Annotated in this window: 23 protein-coding genes; all 23 read left to right on the top strand. The window is 29.6% G+C overall.

Annotation, left to right across the window (positions count from 1 at the left end; translation table 11 throughout):
• Window positions 1-2 precede the first annotated feature (2 nt).
• The 23 genes from Q0F58_RS00630 (at window position 3) to Q0F58_RS00520 (ending at window position 23,775) form a co-directional block, all read left to right on the top strand.
• Window positions 3-995: an NAD(P)H-dependent glycerol-3-phosphate dehydrogenase gene (locus Q0F58_RS00630; RefSeq protein ID WP_294371086.1), complete on the top strand. Its 993-nt coding sequence runs from the start codon at window positions 3-5 to the stop codon at window positions 993-995.
• A gap of 188 nt (window positions 996-1,183) precedes the next feature.
• Window positions 1,184-1,750: a sigma-70 family RNA polymerase sigma factor gene (locus Q0F58_RS00625; RefSeq protein WP_294371083.1), complete on the top strand. Its 567-nt coding sequence runs from the start codon at window positions 1,184-1,186 to the stop codon at window positions 1,748-1,750.
• Window positions 1,740-2,801 (top strand): DUF4179 domain-containing protein, encoded by a 1,062-nt coding sequence (locus Q0F58_RS00620; protein ID WP_294371081.1) that lies wholly within the window; start codon window positions 1,740-1,742, stop codon window positions 2,799-2,801. The genes Q0F58_RS00625 and Q0F58_RS00620 overlap by 11 nt, the downstream gene beginning before the upstream one ends.
• A 249-nt stretch (window positions 2,802-3,050) precedes the next feature.
• Window positions 3,051-4,529: a stage IV sporulation protein A gene (gene spoIVA / locus Q0F58_RS00615; protein ID WP_294371079.1), complete on the top strand. Its 1,479-nt coding sequence runs from the start codon at window positions 3,051-3,053 to the stop codon at window positions 4,527-4,529.
• Window positions 4,530-4,923: 394 nt separating this feature from the next.
• A complete protein-coding gene (locus Q0F58_RS00610) occupies window positions 4,924-5,349 on the top strand; it encodes a hypothetical protein (protein ID WP_294371076.1) in 426 nt (141 codons plus the stop codon).
• Between the two features lie 379 nt (window positions 5,350-5,728).
• Entirely contained in the window at window positions 5,729-6,712 is a 984-nt protein-coding gene (locus Q0F58_RS00605; RefSeq protein ID WP_294371074.1) for an asparaginase, read from the top strand.
• A gap of 301 nt (window positions 6,713-7,013) precedes the next feature.
• Window positions 7,014-8,393: an NCS2 family permease gene (locus tag Q0F58_RS00600; protein WP_294371072.1), complete on the top strand. Its 1,380-nt coding sequence runs from the start codon at window positions 7,014-7,016 to the stop codon at window positions 8,391-8,393.
• Between the two features lie 333 nt (window positions 8,394-8,726).
• A complete protein-coding gene (locus Q0F58_RS00595; RefSeq protein WP_294371068.1) occupies window positions 8,727-9,608 on the top strand; it encodes a YicC/YloC family endoribonuclease in 882 nt (293 codons plus the stop codon).
• A gap of 16 nt (window positions 9,609-9,624) precedes the next feature.
• Complete coding sequence (gene remA / locus Q0F58_RS00590; RefSeq protein WP_002579574.1) at window positions 9,625-9,894, top strand: extracellular matrix/biofilm regulator RemA; 270 nt, start codon at window positions 9,625-9,627, stop codon at window positions 9,892-9,894.
• Entirely contained in the window at window positions 9,894-10,532 is a 639-nt protein-coding gene (gene gmk, locus Q0F58_RS00585; RefSeq protein WP_294371066.1) for a guanylate kinase, read from the top strand. Before remA ends, gmk begins: the two co-directional genes overlap by 1 nt.
• Window positions 10,513-10,737 carry a DNA-directed RNA polymerase subunit omega gene (gene rpoZ / locus Q0F58_RS00580; RefSeq protein ID WP_294371064.1) on the top strand — a complete coding sequence of 75 codons (225 nt, stop codon included), beginning with the start codon at window positions 10,513-10,515 and terminating at the stop codon, window positions 10,735-10,737. The genes gmk and rpoZ overlap by 20 nt, the downstream gene beginning before the upstream one ends.
• A gap of 1 nt (window position 10,738) precedes the next feature.
• A complete protein-coding gene (gene coaBC, locus Q0F58_RS00575) occupies window positions 10,739-11,923 on the top strand; it encodes a bifunctional phosphopantothenoylcysteine decarboxylase/phosphopantothenate--cysteine ligase CoaBC (protein ID WP_294371059.1) in 1,185 nt (394 codons plus the stop codon).
• Window positions 11,924-12,014: 91 nt separating this feature from the next.
• Complete coding sequence (gene priA / locus Q0F58_RS00570; protein WP_294371056.1) at window positions 12,015-14,204, top strand: primosomal protein N'; 2,190 nt, start codon at window positions 12,015-12,017, stop codon at window positions 14,202-14,204.
• Window positions 14,205-14,218: 14 nt separating this feature from the next.
• Window positions 14,219-14,659 (top strand): peptide deformylase, encoded by a 441-nt coding sequence (def, locus tag Q0F58_RS00565; RefSeq protein ID WP_294371052.1) that lies wholly within the window; start codon window positions 14,219-14,221, stop codon window positions 14,657-14,659.
• Window positions 14,660-14,687: 28 nt separating this feature from the next.
• On the top strand, window positions 14,688-15,614 hold the full coding sequence (gene fmt, locus Q0F58_RS00560; protein WP_294371051.1) for a methionyl-tRNA formyltransferase: 927 nt from the start codon (window positions 14,688-14,690) through the stop codon (window positions 15,612-15,614).
• A 271-nt stretch (window positions 15,615-15,885) separates the two neighbouring features.
• Window positions 15,886-17,202 carry a 16S rRNA (cytosine(967)-C(5))-methyltransferase RsmB gene (rsmB, locus tag Q0F58_RS00555; protein WP_294371048.1) on the top strand — a complete coding sequence of 439 codons (1,317 nt, stop codon included), beginning with the start codon at window positions 15,886-15,888 and terminating at the stop codon, window positions 17,200-17,202.
• Between the two features lie 14 nt (window positions 17,203-17,216).
• On the top strand, window positions 17,217-18,260 hold the full coding sequence (gene rlmN, locus Q0F58_RS00550; protein ID WP_294371045.1) for a 23S rRNA (adenine(2503)-C(2))-methyltransferase RlmN: 1,044 nt from the start codon (window positions 17,217-17,219) through the stop codon (window positions 18,258-18,260).
• A 1-nt stretch (window position 18,261) separates the two neighbouring features.
• A complete protein-coding gene (locus tag Q0F58_RS00545) occupies window positions 18,262-18,981 on the top strand; it encodes a Stp1/IreP family PP2C-type Ser/Thr phosphatase (protein ID WP_294371042.1) in 720 nt (239 codons plus the stop codon).
• A 2-nt stretch (window positions 18,982-18,983) separates the two neighbouring features.
• On the top strand, window positions 18,984-20,963 hold the full coding sequence (gene pknB / locus Q0F58_RS00540; RefSeq protein ID WP_294371040.1) for a Stk1 family PASTA domain-containing Ser/Thr kinase: 1,980 nt from the start codon (window positions 18,984-18,986) through the stop codon (window positions 20,961-20,963).
• Window positions 20,964-21,076: 113 nt separating this feature from the next.
• Entirely contained in the window at window positions 21,077-21,949 is an 873-nt protein-coding gene (gene rsgA / locus Q0F58_RS00535) for a ribosome small subunit-dependent GTPase A (protein WP_294371038.1), read from the top strand.
• A complete protein-coding gene (gene rpe / locus Q0F58_RS00530) occupies window positions 21,943-22,587 on the top strand; it encodes a ribulose-phosphate 3-epimerase (RefSeq protein ID WP_294371035.1) in 645 nt (214 codons plus the stop codon). The genes rsgA and rpe overlap by 7 nt, the downstream gene beginning before the upstream one ends.
• A gap of 5 nt (window positions 22,588-22,592) precedes the next feature.
• On the top strand, window positions 22,593-23,228 hold the full coding sequence (locus tag Q0F58_RS00525) for a thiamine diphosphokinase (protein WP_294371034.1): 636 nt from the start codon (window positions 22,593-22,595) through the stop codon (window positions 23,226-23,228).
• Between the two features lie 421 nt (window positions 23,229-23,649).
• Window positions 23,650-23,775 carry a hypothetical protein gene (locus Q0F58_RS00520; protein WP_294371032.1) on the top strand — a complete coding sequence of 42 codons (126 nt, stop codon included), beginning with the start codon at window positions 23,650-23,652 and terminating at the stop codon, window positions 23,773-23,775.
• Window positions 23,776-24,003: the final 228 nt, after the last annotated feature.

Raw genomic sequence — 24,003 nt, 5'->3', positions numbered from 1 at the left:
GTATGAGCAGAGTTACTTTTCTTGGCGGAGGAAGTTTTGGTACAGCATTAGCTGTACTGCTTGCAGAAAAAAATAATATTGTTAACATATACAATAGAGATAAAACTGTTGTTGATGAAATTAATATTAAAAGAACGAATGAAAAGTACATCAAAAATATAATAATTCCAGATAAGGTTACAGCTTTTGGAGATGTAAAAGAAGCAGTTGAAGGTGCAGATTATATAGTATTGTCTGTGCCTTCACATGTAATTCGAGGTATGTGCAAAAATCTTAAAGGAAATATTCCAGATAACATACCTATAATTTCTATTGCTAAAGGAATTGAAGAAGATAGTGATGAAAGATTATCAATTGTAATTAAAGAAGAATTGAATAATCCGGTAGTTGTTTTGTCTGGTCCAAGTCATGCGGAAGAAATTGCTATGAAACTTCCAACAACTCTTGTGAGTACATCTGAAGATATGAAGTATGCTTTTGAGGTACAGGATTTATTTATGACTCCTAACCTAAGAATATATACTAATGATGATATAATAGGCGTGGAAATTGGAGGAGCTGTTAAAAATATAATAGCTCTTGCAGCTGGAATTCTTGATGGACTTGGTTATGGTGATAACACAAAAGCAGCACTTATGACAAGAGGAATGAAAGAAATAAGCAGGATAGGAATGGCACTAGGTGGAAGAGCTGAAACTTTTTATGGTCTTACAGGAATGGGAGATTTGATAGTAACATGTACATCAAAACATTCTAGAAATAGAAGAGCAGGAATATTGATAGGAAAGGGCAAATCTTTAGACGATACATTAGAAGAAGTAGGAATGGTTGTTGAAGGTGTTAAGGCCTGCAGGGCATTCTATCAATTGAAAGAAAAGATGGGAATATCGATGCCTATAACTGATGGATTATATAAAGTATTGTTTGAAAAACAGAATCCCAAAAAAGTAATTGATAATCTTATGATTAGAGATAAAAAAAGTGAGTTATTTTAATTGAATTTAGAATTTATCGGAGATGAAGAGTCTGAAAGTATTTGAAATAAGATATTTTATTTCAAATATCTTCAGGCTTAATTTTTTGCTTAAAATAAATATAAATTGATAGATATGCTTCTTATTGTTACGAAGTATTAAGTGAAGGTGCTTGAATTTGTAATATATTACAGGGAAGGAATTTGATTATGAAAATAAATGAAGAAAATTTTATAGGTCAGTTGAGAAGAAAAAATGAACGGGCCATGGATTATGTCATAGACACTTATGGATGTATTATTAAATCAGTGGTGAAGAAACATCTATATAATCTGACAAGTGTTCAGGAAGAATGCATAAATGATGTATTATTAGCGATTTGGAATAATATTGATTCTTTTAATGAAGAAAGAAGCAGTTTTAAAAACTGGATAATAGGAATATCCAAATTTAAATCCATTGATTATAAAAGAAAATATTTAAGAGATTTAGAAAATTCCAATATAGATGATATGTATATAGCGGATAATGATTTTACAGAAGAAATATTGCAAAACGAACTCAGCATAGAGATGACAGAACTGATGAATTGTTTGAATAAAAAAGACAGGGAAATATTTCATAAACTTTATGTTGAAGAAAGAGATATGAATGAAGTTAGTGAAGATACAGGGATAAAGAGAGAAATTATATACAACAGAATTTCACGTGCTAAAAAGAGATTAAGGAATATTTTTCGATTGAATGAAAATGGAGGAATAAAATATGAAAAATAATATCTATGAAATGCTTAATGAAGCAAAATTTGATGAAGCTGATTATGAGTTTGAACCTCTTAATGATCTTGAAAAAAAGAAGTTTAAGAAAAATATAAAGAAATTAGTATGTGGAAAGAATAATAAAAAGAAATATAAGAATACAGCAGCTGCAGCTATTATTTCATTCATATGTATTGGAACAGTAGGATTATCTACTCAGGCTGGAGCAGAAGTTATGATGATGGTAAAAGAAAATATTGAATCTGCTTTGAATATTGAAAAGAATATAGATGATTATAAGACAGTAGTAAATAAAAGTGTAACGGACAAAGGCATTACAATTCAGCTTAATGAAGTTATATTGGACGAAAGAGAGCTTATAATATCTACCAATATAAGTTCAGATAAAACTTTAAATGATAATGAAGTTTATGATGAAGATAAAACTATATATATAAATAATAAAAAAGTAAAATTTACAGGACAAAGTGGTTCAATTGGAAAAATAGATGATAAGACAAGTCAAAGCGTTTTGATGTATGATCTGGATAATGTTGATGAAAAAGATCTTGACGGAGATTTGGATATAAAAATTGTTTATTCTAAAGTAAGCATAAATCATAGTGATACAGTAAGAGGAAAATGGGTTTTTGAATTTAAAGCTAACAAAGATATGCTTATGAAAAATACAAATAAAATCAAGTTAGATTATAGTTTTTCACTTGATAATGGAGAAAAGGTGACTCTAGAAAAATATAAGAGCAATGATATTGGGCAGAATATTTATGCTGAAGTAGAAGGGGATAATGAAAATGAAAGTTATGATATTCAATTGAGAGGAACTGATGATTTAAATAATGAAGTTATATTTTATATATCAAGAGGAAGAAAAGGATATTTAGATTTTAAATATGATAATTTTGATAAAAATATAGATGATAATGCGAAAATATTAACACTTGCACCATACGCAGTTAAGATGCCGAAGACTAATGGTAAAATGCCGGATGAGAGTGAATATATGAAAGTTGGAGAAGAATTTACTATAGATTTATCTCAAGATAAATAGAATTTATTTAATAAAAGATGGTATTTTTAATAAAGTTAATTTATAGAAAATACTGTCTTTTTTCATATTCTGATTTTTACTAGTCCATATTAATCAAAGTATGCATAATCTATATAGAATGTATATATTGCATGTAAACTTATAAACATCAGGTCTGAAATAAGTAATTTATAAATACATTAATGTGTATATTTCCGAATTCTATAGAATATATATATATTGGTAAAAAGAATATGGGAGGGAAATCATGTGGAGAATTTTAACATATACAAAGATATAGCAGATAGAACGCAAGGGGACATATATGTTGGTGTTGTTGGACCTGTAAGAACAGGAAAATCCACCTTCATAAAGAAGTTCATGGACTTGATGGTCATACCAAAGATAGACAATACTTATAAAAAAGAGAGGGCTAAAGATGAACTTCCACAAAGCGGTTCAGGAAAAAGCATTCATACAACTGAACCTAAATTTGTACCTAATGAAGCAGTAGAAATAACTTTAGATGATGAAATAAAATTTAAAGTGAGAATGGTAGATTGCGTAGGATATATAGTAAAAAGTGCACTTGGATATATGGATGGAGAAGAAAGTAAGATGGTTCATACACCATGGTATGATTATGAAATACCATTTGAAGATGCAGCAGAGATTGGAACTAGAAAGGTTATTGATGATCATTCTACAATAGGCCTTGTTGTGACTACTGATGGAACTATTACAGGAATAGACAGGGAAGATTATGTAGAAGCTGAAGAAAGAGTTGTCTCAGAACTCCAGTCTTTGAATAAACCATTCATTATCATACTCAATACTATAAAACCTAATTCTCAGGAAACAAAGAGTTTGAAAATTGAACTGGAGGCAAAGTATAATGTTACAGTTCAGATAATGGATGTTTACAACATGGGAGAAGAAGATATTGGAGAATTATTTAAATCTGTACTAAAGGAATTCCCAGTAAAAGAAATAGATATAGATATGCCTGAATGGCTTGAAAAATTAGATGCAGGCCATTGGCTAAAGAAGGATTTTTTCAACATAATTATGGACATGTGTCAGGATGTTTCTAAAATAAGGGATATTAAATATTGCCTTAATAATTTTGAAGATGAAGATTTTATGGGAAGTGCTGTTATAAAAGAAGTCAATCTTGGAAATGGAATGGCCAAAGTACTTATGAAACCTAGAGATGGAATTTTTTATAAGGTTTTAAGTGAAATATGTAATCTTGAAGTTGGTTCAGAGAGTGATCTTTTGGGAATCATAAAAGATTTGACTCATGCAAAATGTGAATATGATAAAGTAAAGGAAGCATTAGATGAAGTTAAAGAAACAGGTTATGGACTTGTAGCTCCACAGCTTTCTGAGATGAAATTTGAAGAGCCTGAAATTGTAAGACAAGGAAGTAAATTTGGTGTTAAATTAAAAGCAAGTGCTCCGAGCCTTCATTTGATTAAATGCGATGTTAAAACAGAAATAAGTCCTATAATGGGATCTGAAAAAGAATCAGAAGAACTTGTAAAAGGACTTCTTGATCAATTTGAAACTGATCCTGCACAGCTTTGGCAGAGCAATATGTTTGGAAAATCATTAGAGGTATTGGTCAAAGAAGGATTACAGAATAAATTATATAAGATGCCAGAAGATGTACAAGTCAAAATTCAGAAGACTCTTCAAAAGATAATTAATGAAGGAAATGGAGGATTGATCTGCATAATATTATAATATATTTTATTCATGTCTGTTTTTTAGACTTAAATCTATATCTATTGAAGTTTGAAAAATAGTTAATGAGAATATATATTTAAGACCTGATTTTGTATTTTACACATAAATTAAAAAATAAGCTGATATATTTGTGTATTGGCTTATTTTTATAATTATGGCTTATGGTTTTCTTATTCAAAAAAACATATATGTTCTGAACAATGAAACTACATAGTAATCAAAAAAGTCTTGAAATCATCAGTTGTTGTAAATTAACAATTATATATTGCAGATTGTAACACATACACATAAGTTGATAGTCAGATTACATATACTTATCATTTTATTGATCAGGTAGAAAAAAACGTTATATTGATATATAATGAAAGAAAGGATGTAAATGAGGGGTATTATGAGAAGTGATTATAAGGCTTATAAGAAAGTTGGCAAAATTAAGGAATCTATAAGTGCAAACCTAGGACTCAATATATCAAGAGTTGTTTATGCCTCTCCGGGTGTTATAAATCATATAAAAAAAAGACATGGAAAGCAGTTCACAAAAAGGGTTAAGGACAATATAATAGATATTGTTGAAAGAATAATCAAAGAACCTGATTATGTAGGAATAGAGTATGATGGTAAAAAAGCTCAAGCAATAGAGTTAGTTAAAAAAATTGATAATATTATAATTTTTTTATGTCTGGAGATTGATTTAGAAGATGAATATATATATGTGGCAACAATGTATCCATTAACACCATCTAAATTAAAAACAAGATTATATACAAGACGACTTGTAAAAATAGAAGATATTGAAATTGAGGAAAATATATTGTAATATATTTTTTGTTGGAATTGATTTTTTGAGGTGAGAAAAGGCTCCTCACGCGCTATGAATTTAGTAATCAGAGATGCAGGATACGCCGACCTGCCAAAAAAGATATAAAAAACTCTTAGATTTAATCTAAGGGTTTTTTGTTGTGGCCGTCACGAAATAAAATTATTATATACTACTATTTAGAAATAGTGTTTTTTATTATATTACAATTTATGATTATAATATATATTGAAAGATAAAAATTTATTTTAATAATATGAAAAGAATTTTGAAAATATCTTATCATTAATTGCAAAATATATAAAACAAAGCAATTATAAAATTAGACTTAAAATATTATAAGTTTAATAAAAATACAAAAGATGTATGGAGGAATAATATGAAAAAAATAGCAGTGGTATTCAATGGAGGAACTATATCAATGAAAATTGATGAAAGGATAAAAGCTGCAGTTCCAAGCCTTAGTGGTGAAGATATTATGGCAATGGTGACTGGAATTGAAGAATTTGCAGAAATAGAAAGTTATAATTTTTCAAGTTTGCCTTCACCTTACATGACACCAAAGCTTATGTGTGAATTGTCAAAGCAAATTCAGGGACTTTTAGATAGAGAGGATATAACAGGTGTTGTAGTGACTCATGGAACAGATACTCTTGAAGAGAGTGCTTATTTTTTAGATCTTACACTTAATAGCTCAAAGCCTGTAGTTGTAACAGGAGCTATGAGAAGCAGTTCTGAATTAGGATATGATGGACCGTTTAATCTTGCATCTTCAATATGCACCGCAATATCAGAAGATTCAAAAAATAGAGGGGTTCTTGTGTGTTTTAATGGAGAACTTCATAGTGCATCTGAAGTTACAAAGAGAAATTCTATGGCATTAAATGCTTTTAGCACTCCTAATTTTGGACCTATAGGTATAGTAGATAATAATAGAGTAATTTTTTACAGAAATAATCCTAAGTCCATTCACATGAAAATAGAATCAGTTGAAAAAGATGTTGCAATAATAAAATGCAGTGCAGGAAGTGATTCGAGATTTATAGATTTTTCTATTGAAGAAGGATTTAAGGGAATAATAATAGAAGCACTAGGAAGAGGAAATGTACCTCCTGCTATGGTTGAAGGAATAAAGAGAGCTGTTATGAAGAATATACCAGTAGTTATAGTATCAAGATGTTTTGAAGGAAGAGTATTTGAGTCTTATGGATATGAAGGAGGAGGAAAAGAGCTTAAAGAGATAGGCTGTATCTTTGGAGATGTATTGACGAGCCAAAAAGCTAGGATAAAACTTATAGCAGCAATAAACTATAGTGATGATATAGATAAAATAAAAGAGATTTTTCAATTTAATATTATTTGATAAAATATAATTTTTATGATAAAACTTATGATGTAGAGATATATATTGATGTCAATATATATCTCTATTTTGATGTGATTATAAATAAGAACAAATAAGGAAAAGTCAAAGAAAAATATTCGTTATAAAAAGAACTATATAGTGATAATAATTGACAATGTTCGACTGAAAATGTATAATAATATTCGGAAAATATAATTTTTATAACATAGAAAGGACAAGTATAGAATTTTTTGTAAATAATATGAAATATATAGGATATGAATAATTATTTTAGTATTTAAGTTTAGGAGTGTATAAGATGCAGAAATTAAATGAACAGAAGAAAGTTTTTGAAATATTTTCTAACAAAAATGTAGATTTTAAGAAAGAAATTATAGCAGGAATAACTACATTTCTTACTATGGCTTATATTATAGCTGTAAATCCTAATATTTTGGGAACTGATGGAATAGGAATGGATAAAGGTGCATTAGTTACATCAACATGTCTGGCAGCTGCATTTGCGAGTATAATTATGGGTGTTTATGCCAATCTTCCATTTGTATTAGCTTCAGGAATGGGACTTAATGCATATTTTGCATATTCAGTAGTTCTTGGTAAAGGAGTATCATGGAACGTAGCATTAACTGCTGTGTTTGTTGAAGGAATTATATTTATATTGATGTCATTATTTAAAGTAAGGGAAGCTGTGGTTAATGCAATTCCAGTGAATATGAAACATGCTGTAACAGCTGGAATAGGCTTGTTTATTGCATTTATAGGTCTTACAGGAAGTGGACTTGTTGTGGCTGATGAATCAACATATCTTGCATTAGGTAATTTTGCATTACCAACAGCATTGATTGCATTTATAGGTGTGATAATTATTGCAGTACTTGATAAAAAAGGAACAAAAGCATCTATTTTAATAGGTATAGTAGTAAGCACATTATTGGCATGGGGATATGCTGTTATCAATCCTGAAAATGCAGCAGCACTCGGAATTTATCTTCCAGAAGGAATTTTTAAATTTGAAAGTATTGCTCCAATTGCTGGTAAGATAGACTTGGCATATGTGCTTCATCCAAGCAATATAATGAATTTTATTGTAATTGTATGTACGTTTTTATTTGTTGATTTTTTTGATACAGTTGGAACATTAGTGGGAGTATGTTCAAGAGCAGGAATGCTTGATGAGGATGGAAAAGTGCCTAATGCAGGAAAAGCTTTAATGTCAGATGCTATTGGTACTACTGTAGGTGCATGTTTAGGTGTTTCTACAGTAACAACTTATGTTGAAAGTTCTACAGGTGTAGCAGCAGGTGGAAGAACTGGATGGACAGCAGTTACATCAGGAATTTTATTTTTAATAGCGATGTTTTTTTCACCAATATTCATTGCAATTCCATCATGTGCAACAGCACCAGCTCTTATATATGTGGGATATTTAATGCTTGGAGCAGTTAAAAATATAGATTTTAATGAGATAACAGAAGGTCTTCCAGCATTTATAACAATTGCTATGATGCCTCTTACTTACAGTATAGGAGATGGCCTTACTATAGGAGTAATTGCTTATGTTTTAATAAATGTATTATATAATTTCTTCTTTTCTAAAAAAGATGAAAAGAAAAAAGTTTCAATTGTTATGATTATATTAGCAATTGTGTTTATAATAAAATTGTTTTTACTAAAATAAAATCGAATAAGTGTTTTATTGTATAGGAAGATTTTTAAATAATTCATTTATTGCATTTAAATAAATACATTGAGGTTTTTGTATTGAGGGTTCAGATAATAATGTCTGAATAGTTCTGATTCACAAATGTGAAAATTAAATACAAGAGCCTCTTTTTTATAGATCTAATTAATGATAAAAAATATCGTTCTTAGAAAATGCATAGTAAGATGCAGATAGTTAAAAAAATATAAATGTTAATAAATTGTGAACAAAATATTGACAGGAAAATACTCTTAGATATATCATAAGTTCAGTAATAGAAATAGTAATTGCAAAAGGAGGTGTATAGATTTGATTAAAAGTATGACTAGTTTTGGTAGAGCTCAGAGTGAAGAAGGAAAAGATATGTGTTTTTCCATAGAAATGAAAAGTGTAAATCACAGATATCTTGATATAAATATAAGGATGCCTAAAACAATGCTTTCTTTGGAAGAAAAAATAAGAAATATAATAAGCAGAAGACTTAATAGAGGAAAAGTTGATGTTTTTATTAATTATAAAAATTATTTGAGCAATTCAGGAAAAGCAGTATTGAATTTAGAACTTGCAAAAGATTACTATAATTGTCTTAAAGAAATAGCAAATAATCTGGAGGTTATTGATGATATATCAGCAACAAAAATAGCAAGATTTCCTGATGTGATTACAATACAGGAACCTGAGGAAAATCTTGATGATATATTTGCTGAAATTGCACCATTAGTGGAATCAGCACTGAATTTAATGGAAGACATGAGAATAAGAGAAGGTGAAAAACTAAAAGACGATATTCTTATAAAGCTTGAATCCATAGAAAATGATGTTGATAAACTTGAAAAGTTAGCAGATCTTGTTCCAAGCAATTATAAAAAGAAACTTGAAGAAAGATTGGATGATTTACTTTCAGGAGTTGATATTGATGAAAGCAGAATAGCCCTTGAAGTTGCTATATTTTCTGATAAAGCTGCTGTTGATGAAGAAATAACAAGACTTAAAAGTCATTTAAGCCAGGTGAGAAGCACATTATGTCTTGAGGAACCAATAGGAAGAAAACTTGATTTTATAATTCAGGAAATGAATAGAGAAGCAAATACTATAGCATCAAAATCAAGTGATATAAATATGACAAACATAGTTATAGAAATAAAGAATACATTAGAAAAAATAAGAGAACAGATTCAAAATATAGAATAAATTAGGAGGGCAGAGTATGGGAATCAAATTAATAAACATAGGATTTGGAAATATTGTTTCTGCTAATAGATTAGTTGCCATTGTAAGTCCAGAATCGGCGCCGATTAAAAGAATCATTCAAGAAGCAAGAGACAGAGGCATGCTTATTGATGCTACCTATGGAAGAAGAACAAGAGCTGTTATAATAACTGATAGTGATCATGTTATATTATCAGCAGTTCAGCCAGAGACAGTTGCTCATAGATTAGCAACAAAAGATGATATAGTTGATGAGGATGATGAATAATGAATAATAAAGGCAGAGGATTATTAATAGTTATTTCAGGACCATCTGGTGCTGGAAAAGGTACTATATGTAAAAGTTTTTTAGAAAGAAATCCTGAAGTAGCAATATCAGTATCTGCAACAACAAGATCTCCAAGGCAGGGAGAAGTTGAAGGCGTAAATTATTATTTTATGTCAAAAGATCAGTTTAAGAAAAAAATTAATGATAATGATTTTCTTGAATATGCAGAAGTTTATGATAATTTTTATGGTACACCTAAGTCTAATGTAGAAAAATTACTTGAAGAAGGTAAGGATGTTATATTAGAAATTGACATTCAGGGTGCATTAAAAGTCAAAGAAAATACAGAAGAAGGGGTGTTTATATTTATACTTCCTCCATCAATGGAAGAATTGAAGGCAAGAATAATAAAAAGAGGAAGCGAAACACCAGAATCTTTAATGAAAAGATTCAAATCAGCATATAAAGAAATTAACTTTATATCAAGATATAATTATGCTGTTGTAAATGATGAAGTTGAAACAGCAGTAGAAAAGCTTGAAGCTATTATTGGAGCTGAAAAGTGCAGAGTAGATAGAATAAAACATAGTATATTAGATTCAAAGGAGGGTATTATTCATGAACAACTCTATGATTAATCCATCAGTAGTAGATTTATTACAAAAAACAAAGGACAGATATTCTTTAGTAATTTTAACTTCCAAAAGAGCAAGACAAATAATTGATGGCTCAAAACCTCAAGTTGATGCACATTCAAATAAACCATTAACAATTGCTATACATGAAGTTAATGAAAACGCTATTAATTTTCAAGTGGTAGATGAAGAAGAAGGTTCAAAATAGTATGAAAAAAAATGTTGTACTTGGGGTGAGTGGAGGTATTGCAGTATATAAAGCATTAGAAATAACAAGTCTTCTTATAAAGAAAAACATTAATGTTAATGTTATTATGACAGAAAATGCAACTAAATTTGTATCTCCTCTTTCATTTCAATCATTAAGTCAGAATCAGGTTGCATGTGATACATTTGAAGAGCCTAAGGTGTGGGAAATTCAGCATATAAGTCTTGCTGATAAAGCTGATGTATTTTTAGTAGCACCTGCAACTGCAAATATTATAGGAAAAGTTGCTAATGGTATAGCAGATGATATGCTTTCAACTACTATTATGGCTACTAGAGCAAAAGTTATTTTTGCACCAGCTATGAACACAAAAATGTATGAAAATCCAATTGTTCAGGAAAACATAAAAAAGCTTAAATCACTAGGGTATGAATTTGTTGATCCTGCTGAAGGAAGACTTGCATGTGGAGATGTTGGCAAAGGAAAGCTTGAAAGACCAGAAATAATAGTAGATAAAGTTTTAATGGAACTTAATGAAAAAAAGGATTTAATAAACAAAAATGTAGTAGTTACTGCAGGACCAACAATAGCACCTATTGATCCAGTACGATTTATTACAAATAGATCAAGTGGTAAAATGGGATATGCAATAGCTAGAGAAGCAAGAAACAGGGGTGCTAATGTAACTCTTATAAGTGGTCCTACTAATTTAGAAATTCCTAAGGGAATAAATGCAATAAAAGTTTCAACTAACACAGAAATGAGAGAAGCAGTCTTGAATGCTTTTGAATCTGCAGATATAGTAGTAAAATCAGCTGCTGTAGCTGATTATAAACCTGAATCATATAGTGAACAGAAGATTAAAAAAGGGCATGGCAGCTGGTCTCTTGAACTTATAAGAGATAATGATATTCTTATGGAACTTGGAAGCATTAAAAAAAATCAGATTCTTGTAGGGTTTGCTGCAGAAAGTCAGAATTTGAAAGAAAATGCATTAACAAAAATGAAAAAGAAAAATCTTGATTTTATAGTAGCTAATGATATAATTTCTAAAGATACCGGATTTGCAAGCGAAGACAATAAAGTGATTATTTTATCTAAAGATAATGAAGAAATATGTTTAGATAAAATGAGTAAGGAAAAGATTGCAGAAAATTTATTTGATGTGATAATAAAGAAGCGCTAGATTGCGCTTCTTTATTTATTGTAATATACTATATTAATGCTTAATAAATTATGACTAATGAATTAGTCTTAGAAAAGGGGCATGATGTAATATGTATGCTGAAATTGTAATAAACAGCGATGCCTTAGAAGTTGATAGACTTTTTACGTACAAAGTTCCAGATGAATTTTTAGATAAAATTTATGCAGGACATAGAGTTATAGTACCATTTGGAATGGGAAATAAGAAAATAGAAGGTTTTGTTTACTCAATTACAACAGATGAAGTAAAAATTAATTACAGAGTAAAAAAAATAGTGAATTTGTGCGATGAGTATCCAATACTTACAATTGACAATCTTAAATTGGTAGATTTTTTGAGAAAAAAATATTTATGTAGATATATAGATGCAATAAGATTAATGATACCTGTAGGAATAATGAAGGGATCTTCAAATAAAAAGAAGAAAGTTATATGTATTAATAAGAAAGTCGATTGCGAAGAAATGAAAGAAAATCAGAGCAGACTTTATAAATATATATGTGAAAATGATGGAATTTATACTAAAGCTGATATTACCAGAGATAAAATGTATTCCTTATATACATTGAATAAAATGATTGATCAAGGTATTTTTAAGGTAGAGGATAAAGTAGTATTCAGATATAATAGAAAAATATATGATATAGATAAAAAGAAAGAACTTAATTTTGAACAGAAAAAATGTGTTGATACCATATTAAATGGAGATAATCTTATATATCTTATTAAAGGTGTTACAGGATCAGGAAAGACAGAAGTTTATATGAACCTTGTTGAGCATACTTTAAATGAAGGAAAAAGTGCAGTTGTACTCGTACCTGAAATTTCTCTTACTCCACAGATGATAGAAAGATTTAAAGGGAGATTTGGTGAAAATGTTGCATTATTTCACAGCAGGCTTTCAGATGGAGAAAGATTTGATGAATGGTATAGAATAAAAGAAGGAAAAGCGAAGCTTGCAATAGGTGCAAGAAGTGCGTTATTTCTTCCTATGGATGACTTGGGACTTATAGTTGTTGATGAGGAGCATGAAAATACTTATAAATCAGATCAAAATCCTAAATATCATATACGAGAAGTAAGTGAATATCTCTGCAAATTGAAAAATTGCAAGCTGGTTCTCGGCTCAGCAACACCTAGTATAGAGAGTTATTATAAAGCTCTCAGTGGCGAATATAAGCTTATAGAGATGAATAAGAGAGTTAATGAAATGGGAATGCCGCATATGGAAATTGTGGATATGAGAGAAGAACTGAAAAATAGAAATTTATCTTTATTTAGTCAAACACTCTATAATGCTATAAACGATACATTAAAGAAAAAAAAGCAGACAATACTTTTTTTGAATAGAAGGGGATATTCAACTTTTATTTCATGCAGAAGCTGTGGTTATGTGTTTAAATGCCCTGAATGCGATGTTTCTATGACATATCATAATAATGGATATCTTGTCTGTCATTATTGTGGAAGAGCGGAAAAGGTAAGAAAAATATGTCCCAAGTGTCAAAGTAAATATGTAAAGTTTTTTGGAGCGGGGACTGAAAGAGTTGAGATGGAAGTTAAGAAATACTTTCCTAAAGCAAGAGTTTTACGAATGGATGTGGATACAACAAGACATAAGGGCTCACATGAATCTATATATAATTCCTTTAAAAATGAAGAAGCTGATATTCTTGTAGGGACTCAGATGGTTTCAAAAGGTTTGGATTTTAAAAATGTAACTCTTGTGGGAGTTCTTGCAGCAGATATATCATTAAATGTGCCAGACTATAGAGCAGCAGAAAGAACATATCAGATAATAACTCAGGTGGCAGGAAGAGCTGGAAGAGGAAGTGATGAAGGAAAAGTTATAGTCCAGAGCTATACACCAGAACATTATAGTTTAAATTATGCAAAAGAAGGAAACTATGAAGGACTTTTTAAAGAGGAAATAAAGTTAAGAAGGTTGATGGGAAATCCGCCTTTTGGTAAAATATTATTAATTAATGGTTCTTCAAAATATGAGGAAAAATTAAAGAAATTTATGAATAATCTGCATGAGAATTTGAAAGAACTAATAATAGATGATTTGACTATGTTAGGACCAGTTCCATGCATAATAACAAAGCTAAAAGAAAATTATAGATGGCAGATAATAATAAAAGGCAATTTTAATGATGAGTTTAGTGAAAAAATTAAAGATACTCTTTATCAATTAAATAAGAGTGTATATAATGAAATAAGGGTTAGTATAGATATTAATCCTAATAATATGACCTAGGGGGAATTAGAAAAATGGCGTTAAGAAATATAAGAAAATATGGTGATGATATATTAAGAAAAAAATGCAGAGAAGTTGAAGAAATAGATAAAAGAACTTTAGTACTTATAAAAGATATGTTTGATACAATGTATGATGCAGATGGTGTTGGTCTTGCAGGTCCTCAAGTTGGAGTGCTCAAGAGATTGTTTGTAATTGATATTGGAGAAGGTCCATTAGTATTTGTAAATCCAGAGATACTTGAAACAAGCGGAAAACAAATTGATGAAGAAGGATGTTTAAGTCTTCCAGGAGAAATGGAAGAGGTTATGAGACCAAATTATGTAAGAGCTAGAGCATTAAATGAAAAAGGCGAAGAATTTGAAATAGAGGCAGAAGGCCTTTTAGCTAGAGCTATTTTACATGAATATGATCATTTAAATGGAACTTTATTTATAGATAGAGTTAAAAGATAATAAAAATTAAAACCTAGGAGGATAGATAATGAATATAGTATTTATGGGTACTCCTGATTTTGCAGTTCCTTCATTAAAAAAACTTATAGAAAAACATAATGTAATGGCAATATTGACTCAGCCTGATAAACCAAAAGGAAGAGGAAAGAAGATGGCTTATTCAGATGTTAAAGAAGAAGGATTGAAACATGATATACCAATATATCAGCCTGTGAAGCTTAAAGAAGATAGAGAACTTATAGAAAAATTAAAAGAAATGAATCCAGATTTTATGATTGTAGTTGCATTTGGGCAGATTCTTACAAAAGAAGTATTGGATATACCTAAATACGGATGTATAAATCTTCATGGATCATTGCTTCCTATGTATAGAGGTGCAGCACCAATAAACTGGGCAATAATAAATGGAGAAAAGGTTTCTGGAAATACTACAATGCTTATGGATGTAGGATTGGATACAGGAGATATGCTTCTTAAAGATGAAGTTGAAATTTCAAATGATATGACAGCAGGAGAACTTTACGATATATTAAAAGAAAGAGGAAGCAGTCTTTTATTAGAAACAATTGATGGTATTGTTAATAATACAATAGTTCCAGAAAAGCAGAATGGTGAAACTTTTTATGCTAAAATGTTAAACAAAGATATTGCAGCTGTCTCATGGGATGAATCGGCAGAAAAAATACATAATCTTATAAGAGGATTAAATCCATGGCCAATTGCTTACACTAATTATAAAGAAGAAAGAATGAAAATATTTGAAAGTGAAGTTTTAAATGAAAAAACTTTAGAAGTTCCAGGAACTATAATTGAAGTGAGCAAAAAGGGAATGAAAGTTGCATGCAGAAATTCTGTTCTTCTTGTTAAAAAGGTGCAATTTCCTAATAAGAAGCCATTGACAATAGCTGAATATATTAATGGTCATGAAATTAAAGAAAATGTAATTTTAGGATGATTAGAACAAATATATGCTGCAGATAGATTTTTATAAGAAATTTATGATATGATTTGTTATGGAATATATATTGCAGTATATATTTATTATAACAGCCTTTTACATAATCAGATAAAATACAGATACTATTTTTGGCAGATAACTGTTTTGAAATATATGATGAAATATATTAATATAACAAAGTCTTACAGAATACGGCTAATAATTTGAAGGCTGTGGAATTGTGATTTATTCATAATTTATATATAGAATTAAAAAAAAGAGGTAGCGTATGAGTTGTAGAAAACTAGCAGTAAAAATATTAAATAGAGTTTTAAATGAAGGAGCATATTCAAATATAATCCTTTCAAAAGAATTAAATGAAGTAGAATTAAATGATAAAGATAAAGCATTGCTTACAGAAATTGTATATGGTGTTTTGAGAAGAAAAAAAACATTAGATATTATAATTGCAAATTTTGTTAAAGACATCAAGATAATGGATAAAAACGTACTTAATATTTTAAGAGTTGCCATATACCAAATGAATTTCTTAGATAAAATACCTACTTATGCAGCGTGTAATGAAGCTGTAGAAGAAGCAAAAGAAATATCAGAAAGTGACAGCAAGCTTGTTAATGGAATATTGAGAAGTTTTACTAAAAATCCAGATGATATCAATGTGCCTGGAAATAGAATAGATGAATATGCATATAAATTTTCATTTGAACCTTGGATGATAAGACTTTTAATTAAACAATATGGTGAAAATGCAGCTAAGAAAATAATGTCTGGATTAAATAGTGTACCAAAGGTAAGTATAAGAGTAAATGAATTAAATTCTGATTATGATGAAGTATATGAAAAACTTGAAGAAATGGAATATGAAATATCTGAAGGAGTAATCTGTCCAGAAGCTATAAATATAAAAGGCGGAAAATCAATAGAAAATAATCCATTATTTAAGGAAGGAAAAATAACTGTACAGGATGAGAGTGCTATGCTTGTTGCTCCACTTTTAGATTTGGAAGAAGGAATGACAGTGATTGATTTATGTAGCGCACCAGGTGGAAAAACTACACATGCAGCAGAGATATTAGGAAATACAGGAAAAGTTCTTGCTTTTGATCTTCATGAATCCAAAATTGGATTAATTAAAGAAAATTGTGAAAGATTAGGTATAACTAATGTTGTAGCTTGTGCTGGTGATGCAACAAAACTTAATGCTGATTTGGTTGCTTCAAGTGATAGGGTTCTTATAGATGTGCCATGTTCAGGACTTGGGATAATAAGAAAGAAACCAGAAATAAAATGGAATAAGAAGAGAAATGATTTAAGAGAAATAATACCAGTTCAAAGAGAAATAATGGATAATGCATGGCAATATTTAAAGCAAGGAGGAGTTATGATTTACTCTACTTGTACATTAAATAAAGAAGAAAATGAAGAAAATATTGAATGGTTCCTTAATACTCATAAAGATTGTCAAGTTAAAAAAATATTTGTTGGAAAACAAGATAATCTTATATATAGCAGAGAAGGATTTTTAACAATAATGCCAAATGAAAATATGGATGGATTCTTCATAGCAAAATTAGAAAAAAGATAATAGTAGGTGGATAAATGAACAATTTACTAGATTATACTTTAGAAGAACTTAAAGTATGGATGAAGGAAAATGGTGAAAGTGCATTTAGGGGAAAACAGATATTATCGTGGATTTACAAAGGGGTTATGGATTTTGAAGGTATGAAAAACATACCTAAATCCCTAATTAATAAATTAAAAGAAAATTTTACAATCACAATACCTGAAATTATAGAAGTATATAAATCAGAGTTAGATGGTACAGAAAAATTTCTGCTTGGTTTTCCAGATGGAAATCTTATTGAAAGTGTGCTTATGAAATATAAGCATGGAAATTCTATTTGTATATCTACACAGGTAGGATGCAGAATGGGGTGTAAATTCTGTGCGTCTACAATAGAAGGACGTGTAAGAAATTTAACTGCTGGAGAAATATTATCAGAAGTAATTGCTGTACAAAATTATATAGGTGAAAGAATATCTAACATTGTTTTAATGGGAAGTGGAGAACCACTTGATAATTATGACAATGTAATGAAATTTTTAGAAGTCGTTTCAGCAGATTATGGATTGAACATAGGTCAGAGACATATAACATTGTCTACATGTGGTATTGTTCCTAAGATTTATGAACTTGCTGATAAAGAATTAAGTATAACTCTTGCTATTTCATTACATGCATTTAATGATGAAAAAAGAAAAGAGATAATGCCTATTGCAAATAAATACAAGATAAATGAAGTCCTGGAAGCCTGTAGGTATTATTTGAAAAAGACTAATCGCAGAATTACATTTGAATATGCATTGGTTAAGGGTGTTAATGATGGCAAGGAAGATGCAAAAGCATTAGGACAATTATTAAGAGGAATGTTATGTCATGTGAATTTAATTCCTGTTAATGAAATAAAAGAAAATACTTTTAAAAGATCATCCAAAAAAACTATAGATGATTTTTCAGAAATATTGAAGAACAATGGGATAGAAGTTACTACTAGACGTGAGATGGGCAGTGACATAAATGCAGCATGTGGACAACTCAGAAGAAGCTACATTGAAACCCAGAGGATAGGGGGCAGATAAATTGGTTGGCTTAGTAAGTGACGTGGGACTAAAGCGTAAATTAAATGAAGATTCTGCATTATATTTAGAAAAAGAAAAATTTAAAATATATGTTGTTGCAGATGGTATGGGAGGTCATAATGCTGGAGAAGTTGCGAGTAAAATGGCTGTAGAACATATTATAAAATATATAGATGAAAATTATTCTTTGGAAAATGAAGAGTTTTTAATATCAAGAGCTATAAAAAGTGCAAATGAGGAAATTCACAAATTTTCAGAAACAAATGATAATTTAAAAGGAATGGGAACAACAGTAACAGCATGTTTTGTTACAGAAAAATTTGTTTATGTTGCAAATGTTGGAGACAGTTGTTGCATGGGATTTAAGAATGGAAGATTAAAGAAGATAACAAAAGACCATTCTTTAGTTCAAGAGCTTTTAGATAGTGGAACTATAAGTGAAACTGAAGCTGTGAATCATCCTAAGAAAAATATTATTACTAGAGCTTTAGGAACTAGCAGTGATGTTAAAGTAGATGTGTTCAGATTTGATGTTAATAAATATGATTCATTTATGTTGTGTTCAGATGGACTTACAAATGAAGTTACGAAGGATGAAATTTTAGAAATTTTTAATTCGGAAAATGATTATACAACCATGGCAGACAATCTGGTTGACCTGGCGAAAGAAAAAGGCGGAAGGGATAATATAACAGTATTGTTGTTTGGAGGAGAGATGTAGAGATGAATGGAATTGTGCTTGGTAACAGATATGAGTTACTGGAGAAAATAGGCGAAGGAGGAATGTCTGAAGTATTTAAAGCAAGATGTAATAAGCTGAACAGATTTGTAGCAGTAAAGATCCTTAAAAGTGAATTTTGCAATAATCCTGAAATTGTTGAAAAATTTAAAGGTGAAGCTACAGCTATTGCAACTTTATCAGATAATAATATAGTTAACATACTTGATGTTGGAACTCAAGATGGGATAAATTACATTGTAATGGAATATGTAAAGGGCAAAACATTAAAAGATGTTATAAGACAGGTTGGGAAGATGAATTATGAAACTGGTATTTCTGTAGCAATACAGATTGCTAGAGCGTTAGATTGTGCACACAGAAATAAGATAATTCATAGAGATGTAAAACCACAAAATATATTGGTGACAGAAGACGGTGTAATGAAAGTTACTGATTTTGGCATTGCTAAATCGTCCACATCTTCTACAATAACAAATACAAGTACTATTATGGGATCAGCTCATTATCTTTCTCCAGAACAGGCAAAGGGCAGTTTTATAGACTGTAGAACAGATTTATATTCATTAGGTGTTGTATTATATGAAATGGTTACTGGAACTGTACCATTTCAGGCTGACAGTGCTGTGGCAATAGCGTTAAAACATATTCAAGAAGAACCAATACCACCTAAGCAACTTAATTCAAAAATACCAGATAGTTTAAATAAACTTATTTTAAAGGCTATGGAAAAAGAACCTAGCAAAAGGTATCAAAGTGCTAAAGAAATGATTGCAGATCTTCAGAAGATTAAAGAAAATCCAAATGCACGTATTGATGATGATGAAAATGATGATGAACATACAATAATAATGTCTGCTGTTACAGAAGAAATAGCCAAACAGAAAGAATTTAAGAAAAACGATAATAATTCAGATGATGATTATGATGATTACGATGATGACTATTATTATGATGATGACGATGATGATGGTGAGTTTGGAAGAAAAGGGAAAAGTGCCAAGATTAAAAAAATTGTTATAGGAGTAGCTTGCGCTGTAGTATTAATACTATTAGGAGCAGGTGTATATGGTTTATCTGGAGTGTTTAAGGGAGGCAAAGAAATAGAAGTGCCTAATCTTGTTGGCATGGATATTGATAAAGCTAAATCAACTCTTGAAGGATTAAATTTAACTTTAGTTGAAGCTGGAGAAGAAACAAGTACAGAATATCCAGAAGGAACTATAATGCAAATGAATCCAGAAGCAGGAACTAAAGTAAAAGAAAATAGTGAAGTAAGAGTTATAGTAAGTGGTGGCGAAAATAAATTGAAAATGCCTGATTTATTAGAATATGATCTTGACAAAGCTAAAGAAATATTAAGTTCATATGGATTAAAAATTTCAAATACAAGTGAAGCATATAGTGATGATGTAGCTAAAGGTGAGATAATAAGTCAAGTTCCAGCGAAAGATACAGAAATTACAAAAGATGCAGAGATTTCAGTTGTTATAAGTTTAGGTTCAAAAATAAAATATACAACAGTTCCTGGAGTTTCAGGATTGAAATCAGAAGATGCACAAAGTAAATTAAGCAACAATGGATTGAATGTTTCTGTTACCTCTAAAGAAACAAATAACAAAAGTGAAGATGGAATTGTTTTAAGTCAGTCTTATGGAGAAGGCGCTACAGTAAAATCGGGAACAACAGTTACAATTACTGTAGGTCAGTATGTTGAAAAGAAAGAAGAACCAGCACAAAATAATCAAAACACAACTAATAAACCAGAAGATAATAAAAATAATGGAAATGGAACAACAAATAATTCCTCAAATTCAAATGGAAATAATAATGGAGGAAATTCGCATACTCAGGAGCCTAATTCAGGAAACAATCAAGATAAGCAACCTGAGGGTCCATGGGATGAAGCAGCAGATAAAGAAACAAGTGCAAATGAAAATGGAAACTCACCTAGTAAGCAATAGCCTGAAAGAATAATTGTACAATTTAATGAGAAAAATAAATTATAAAGGAGAGGTTTTATTAATACCTCTCCTCTTATAATATTTATTAAAGAAAATTTTAATGGAGGAATAATATGAATGGAAAGATAATAAAAGGAATTGGAGGTTTCTATTATATTAAAACTGAAGAAGGATTAATAGAATGTAAAGCTAGGGGAAAATTTAGACATAAAGATATAAAACCTATGGTTGGAGATAATGTTACTATAAAAATAGAAAAGGGAAAGGGCGTTATTGAAGAAATACATAAAAGAACATCAGAGCTTATAAGACCTACAGTTGCTAATGTATCTTTGGCATTTATTGTCTTTGCAGTTAAAAATCCAGATATAAATTTTGATCTTTTAAATAAATTCTTAGTTTTATGTGAATATAATAGTATTGAAGTTGTAGTATGTTTGAATAAAATAGATTTAGTTTCAGAAGAAGAACGTGAAGATATAAAGAAAAAAATAAATGATATAGGTTATGAAGTTTTGTTTATAAATGCAAAAGCAGGAGTAGGGATAGATAGACTAAAAGAAAAGATGAAAGGAAATATAACCGTATTTTGTGGCCCTTCAGGAGCTGGAAAATCTACTTTAACTAATAAACTTGCAGATAGAGAACATATGGAAACTGGAACTGTAAGTGAAAAGCTGGGAAGAGGTAGACATACTACAAGGCATAGTGAACTTATTGAAGTAGCAGATGGGTATATAGTAGATACTCCAGGATTTTCTACTTTAGAAATAAAAGATTTGATGGATAAAAATTCATTAAAATATTGTTTTCCTGAATTTACTGAGTATAATGATAATTGTAAATACAGAGGCTGTTTGCATTACAAAGAGCCAAAATGTTCATTAAAAGATGCAGTTGAAGAGGGGAAAGTAAATAAGTACAGATATGATTTTTATATTAAATCATTAGAAGAGATAATGGAGGAGGAAAAAAATAAATGGTAAAAATTTCACCATCAATATTATCAGCAGATTTTTCTAAATTGGGAGAGGATATAAAGGCAGTAGACAAAGGAGGAGCAGAGTTTATTCATATAGATGTAATGGATGGGTCTTTTGTTCCAAACATATCTTTTGGTTTTCCTATAATGAAATCTATAAGAAAACTTACTGACAAGGTATTTGATGTACATTTAATGATAGATAATCCATCAAATTATATTGATGATTTTATAGAAGCGGGAGCGGATCTGATAACTGTTCATTATGAAGCAGACAGACATATAGATAGAACTATAAATTATATAAAATCAAAGGGAAAGATGGCCGGTATTGCGTTAAATCCAGGTACTCCGGTAAGTGTATTAAAAAATCTTATATCAAATCTTGATATGGTTTTGATAATGTCTGTAAATCCAGGGTTTGGAGGACAAAAATTTATTACATACTCTATTGATAAAATTAAAGAAGTAAAAGAACTTAGTGAAAAGTTAAATCCAGAACTTTTAATAGAAGTTGATGGAGGAGTTGGAAGCGGCAATGCTAAAAAAATAATTGAAGCTGGAGCTAATGTTCTTGTTGCAGGTTCAGCAGTATTTAATGGTGGAAATATAGAAGAAAATATTAAATCTTTGAGGGGGTAATGTTATTGAAAGCTCTCATCGTAGCTGGAGGAAACAGACCTTCAGAAGCATTGCTAAAATCTTATATAGAAGATGTGGATATTATTGTTGGAGCAGATAAAGGAAGCGAATATCTATATGACTATAATATTATGCCTGATTTGATTCTTGGAGATTTTGATTCTATTGATAGAAATAAATTGAAGATTATAGAAAATAAAAATGTTGAGATTATAAAATTCCCGCCTGAAAAAGATTATACAGATACTGAAATTGCAGTTATGGAAGCTGTAAAAAGAGGTGCTGATACAATATATCTTTTTGCAGCAATAGGAACAAGAGCAGATCATACATTAGGAAACATAGGGTTGATGCTTAAAGCCAGGAAAGAAGGCATATCTATAATAATGGTTGATGATCATAATAAAATGTATCTTTCAGAAAAAAATATGATTTTAAATGGAAAACCTGGTGAAACAATATCGTTTCATGCATTAAGCGAAGTTGTTAAAGGATTTAAAATACGAGGAGCAAAATATAATCTTGACAGTTATGATATGCATCTCCTTGATCCGAGAGCAGTATGTAATGAATTTCTTGATACACCTATAAATATAAGTTATGAAAATGGAGAATTATTAATAATTCATTCAGTCGATTAAAAAAGTAGGAACATATTTCACTTCTTTTGAATATTAATATAATAAGGTATAAAAATTAATATTTGATGGGAGGATTTAAATATGAAAATAATCGCTGTTAAACTGCCAAAATTCTTTTCTAATATAATAAAGTTTTTTAGAAGGAAAAAATAGAGTATACATAAAATAGCTCTAAGAGTGTAGAAAATATAAATTGAATGAACTGTCATACGAAGGTTATAGCCATAGTGTTATTTGTAATTCTGGAGAGTTAATAAGTAGTTTGTGACTTAACCTTTGTGGACAGTTTTATTTATTTTAGAAAGAAATTGAATTTGAATAAAGATATAATCTTTGTTGACGATAATATAAATGAGATATTTTGTAAATTAAGCCAATTACAGAATATATTATTTATAATATATTAGAAAGAGATGATATAATGAGCAGTATTTTATCTGTTAACAATTTTGGATTTAATGATTATTCGTTAAAATCAGAAAATGCTAAAAAGAAAAAAATGATGAGCAGACAGAAAATACAAAGGAAAAGGAAAAACAAATTATAACTATACAGGAAGGAAAGTTTTATGCTAAATATCTTGTAGATGATGATGGAAACAAGATTTTGCTATTTAAAGTCCCTGTGAAAGAAGAAAATGTTGAGGATTCAGGAATTTTCAAGAATAAGGGATTTGAACAATACAGTAAAATATTAGATGAATTCAATAAAAATATAAGAAATGCATATGATGAAATAAAAGATAAAAAAGATGAAATTAAAGATATGCTTAAGA

The sequence above is a fragment of the uncultured Clostridium sp. genome (assembly GCF_934754915.1).
Lineage (GTDB): Bacteria > Bacillota > Clostridia > Clostridiales > Clostridiaceae > Clostridium.
Note: the sequence above shows the minus strand (reverse complement) of the source record. Positions and strands in the feature narration are given on the sequence as shown.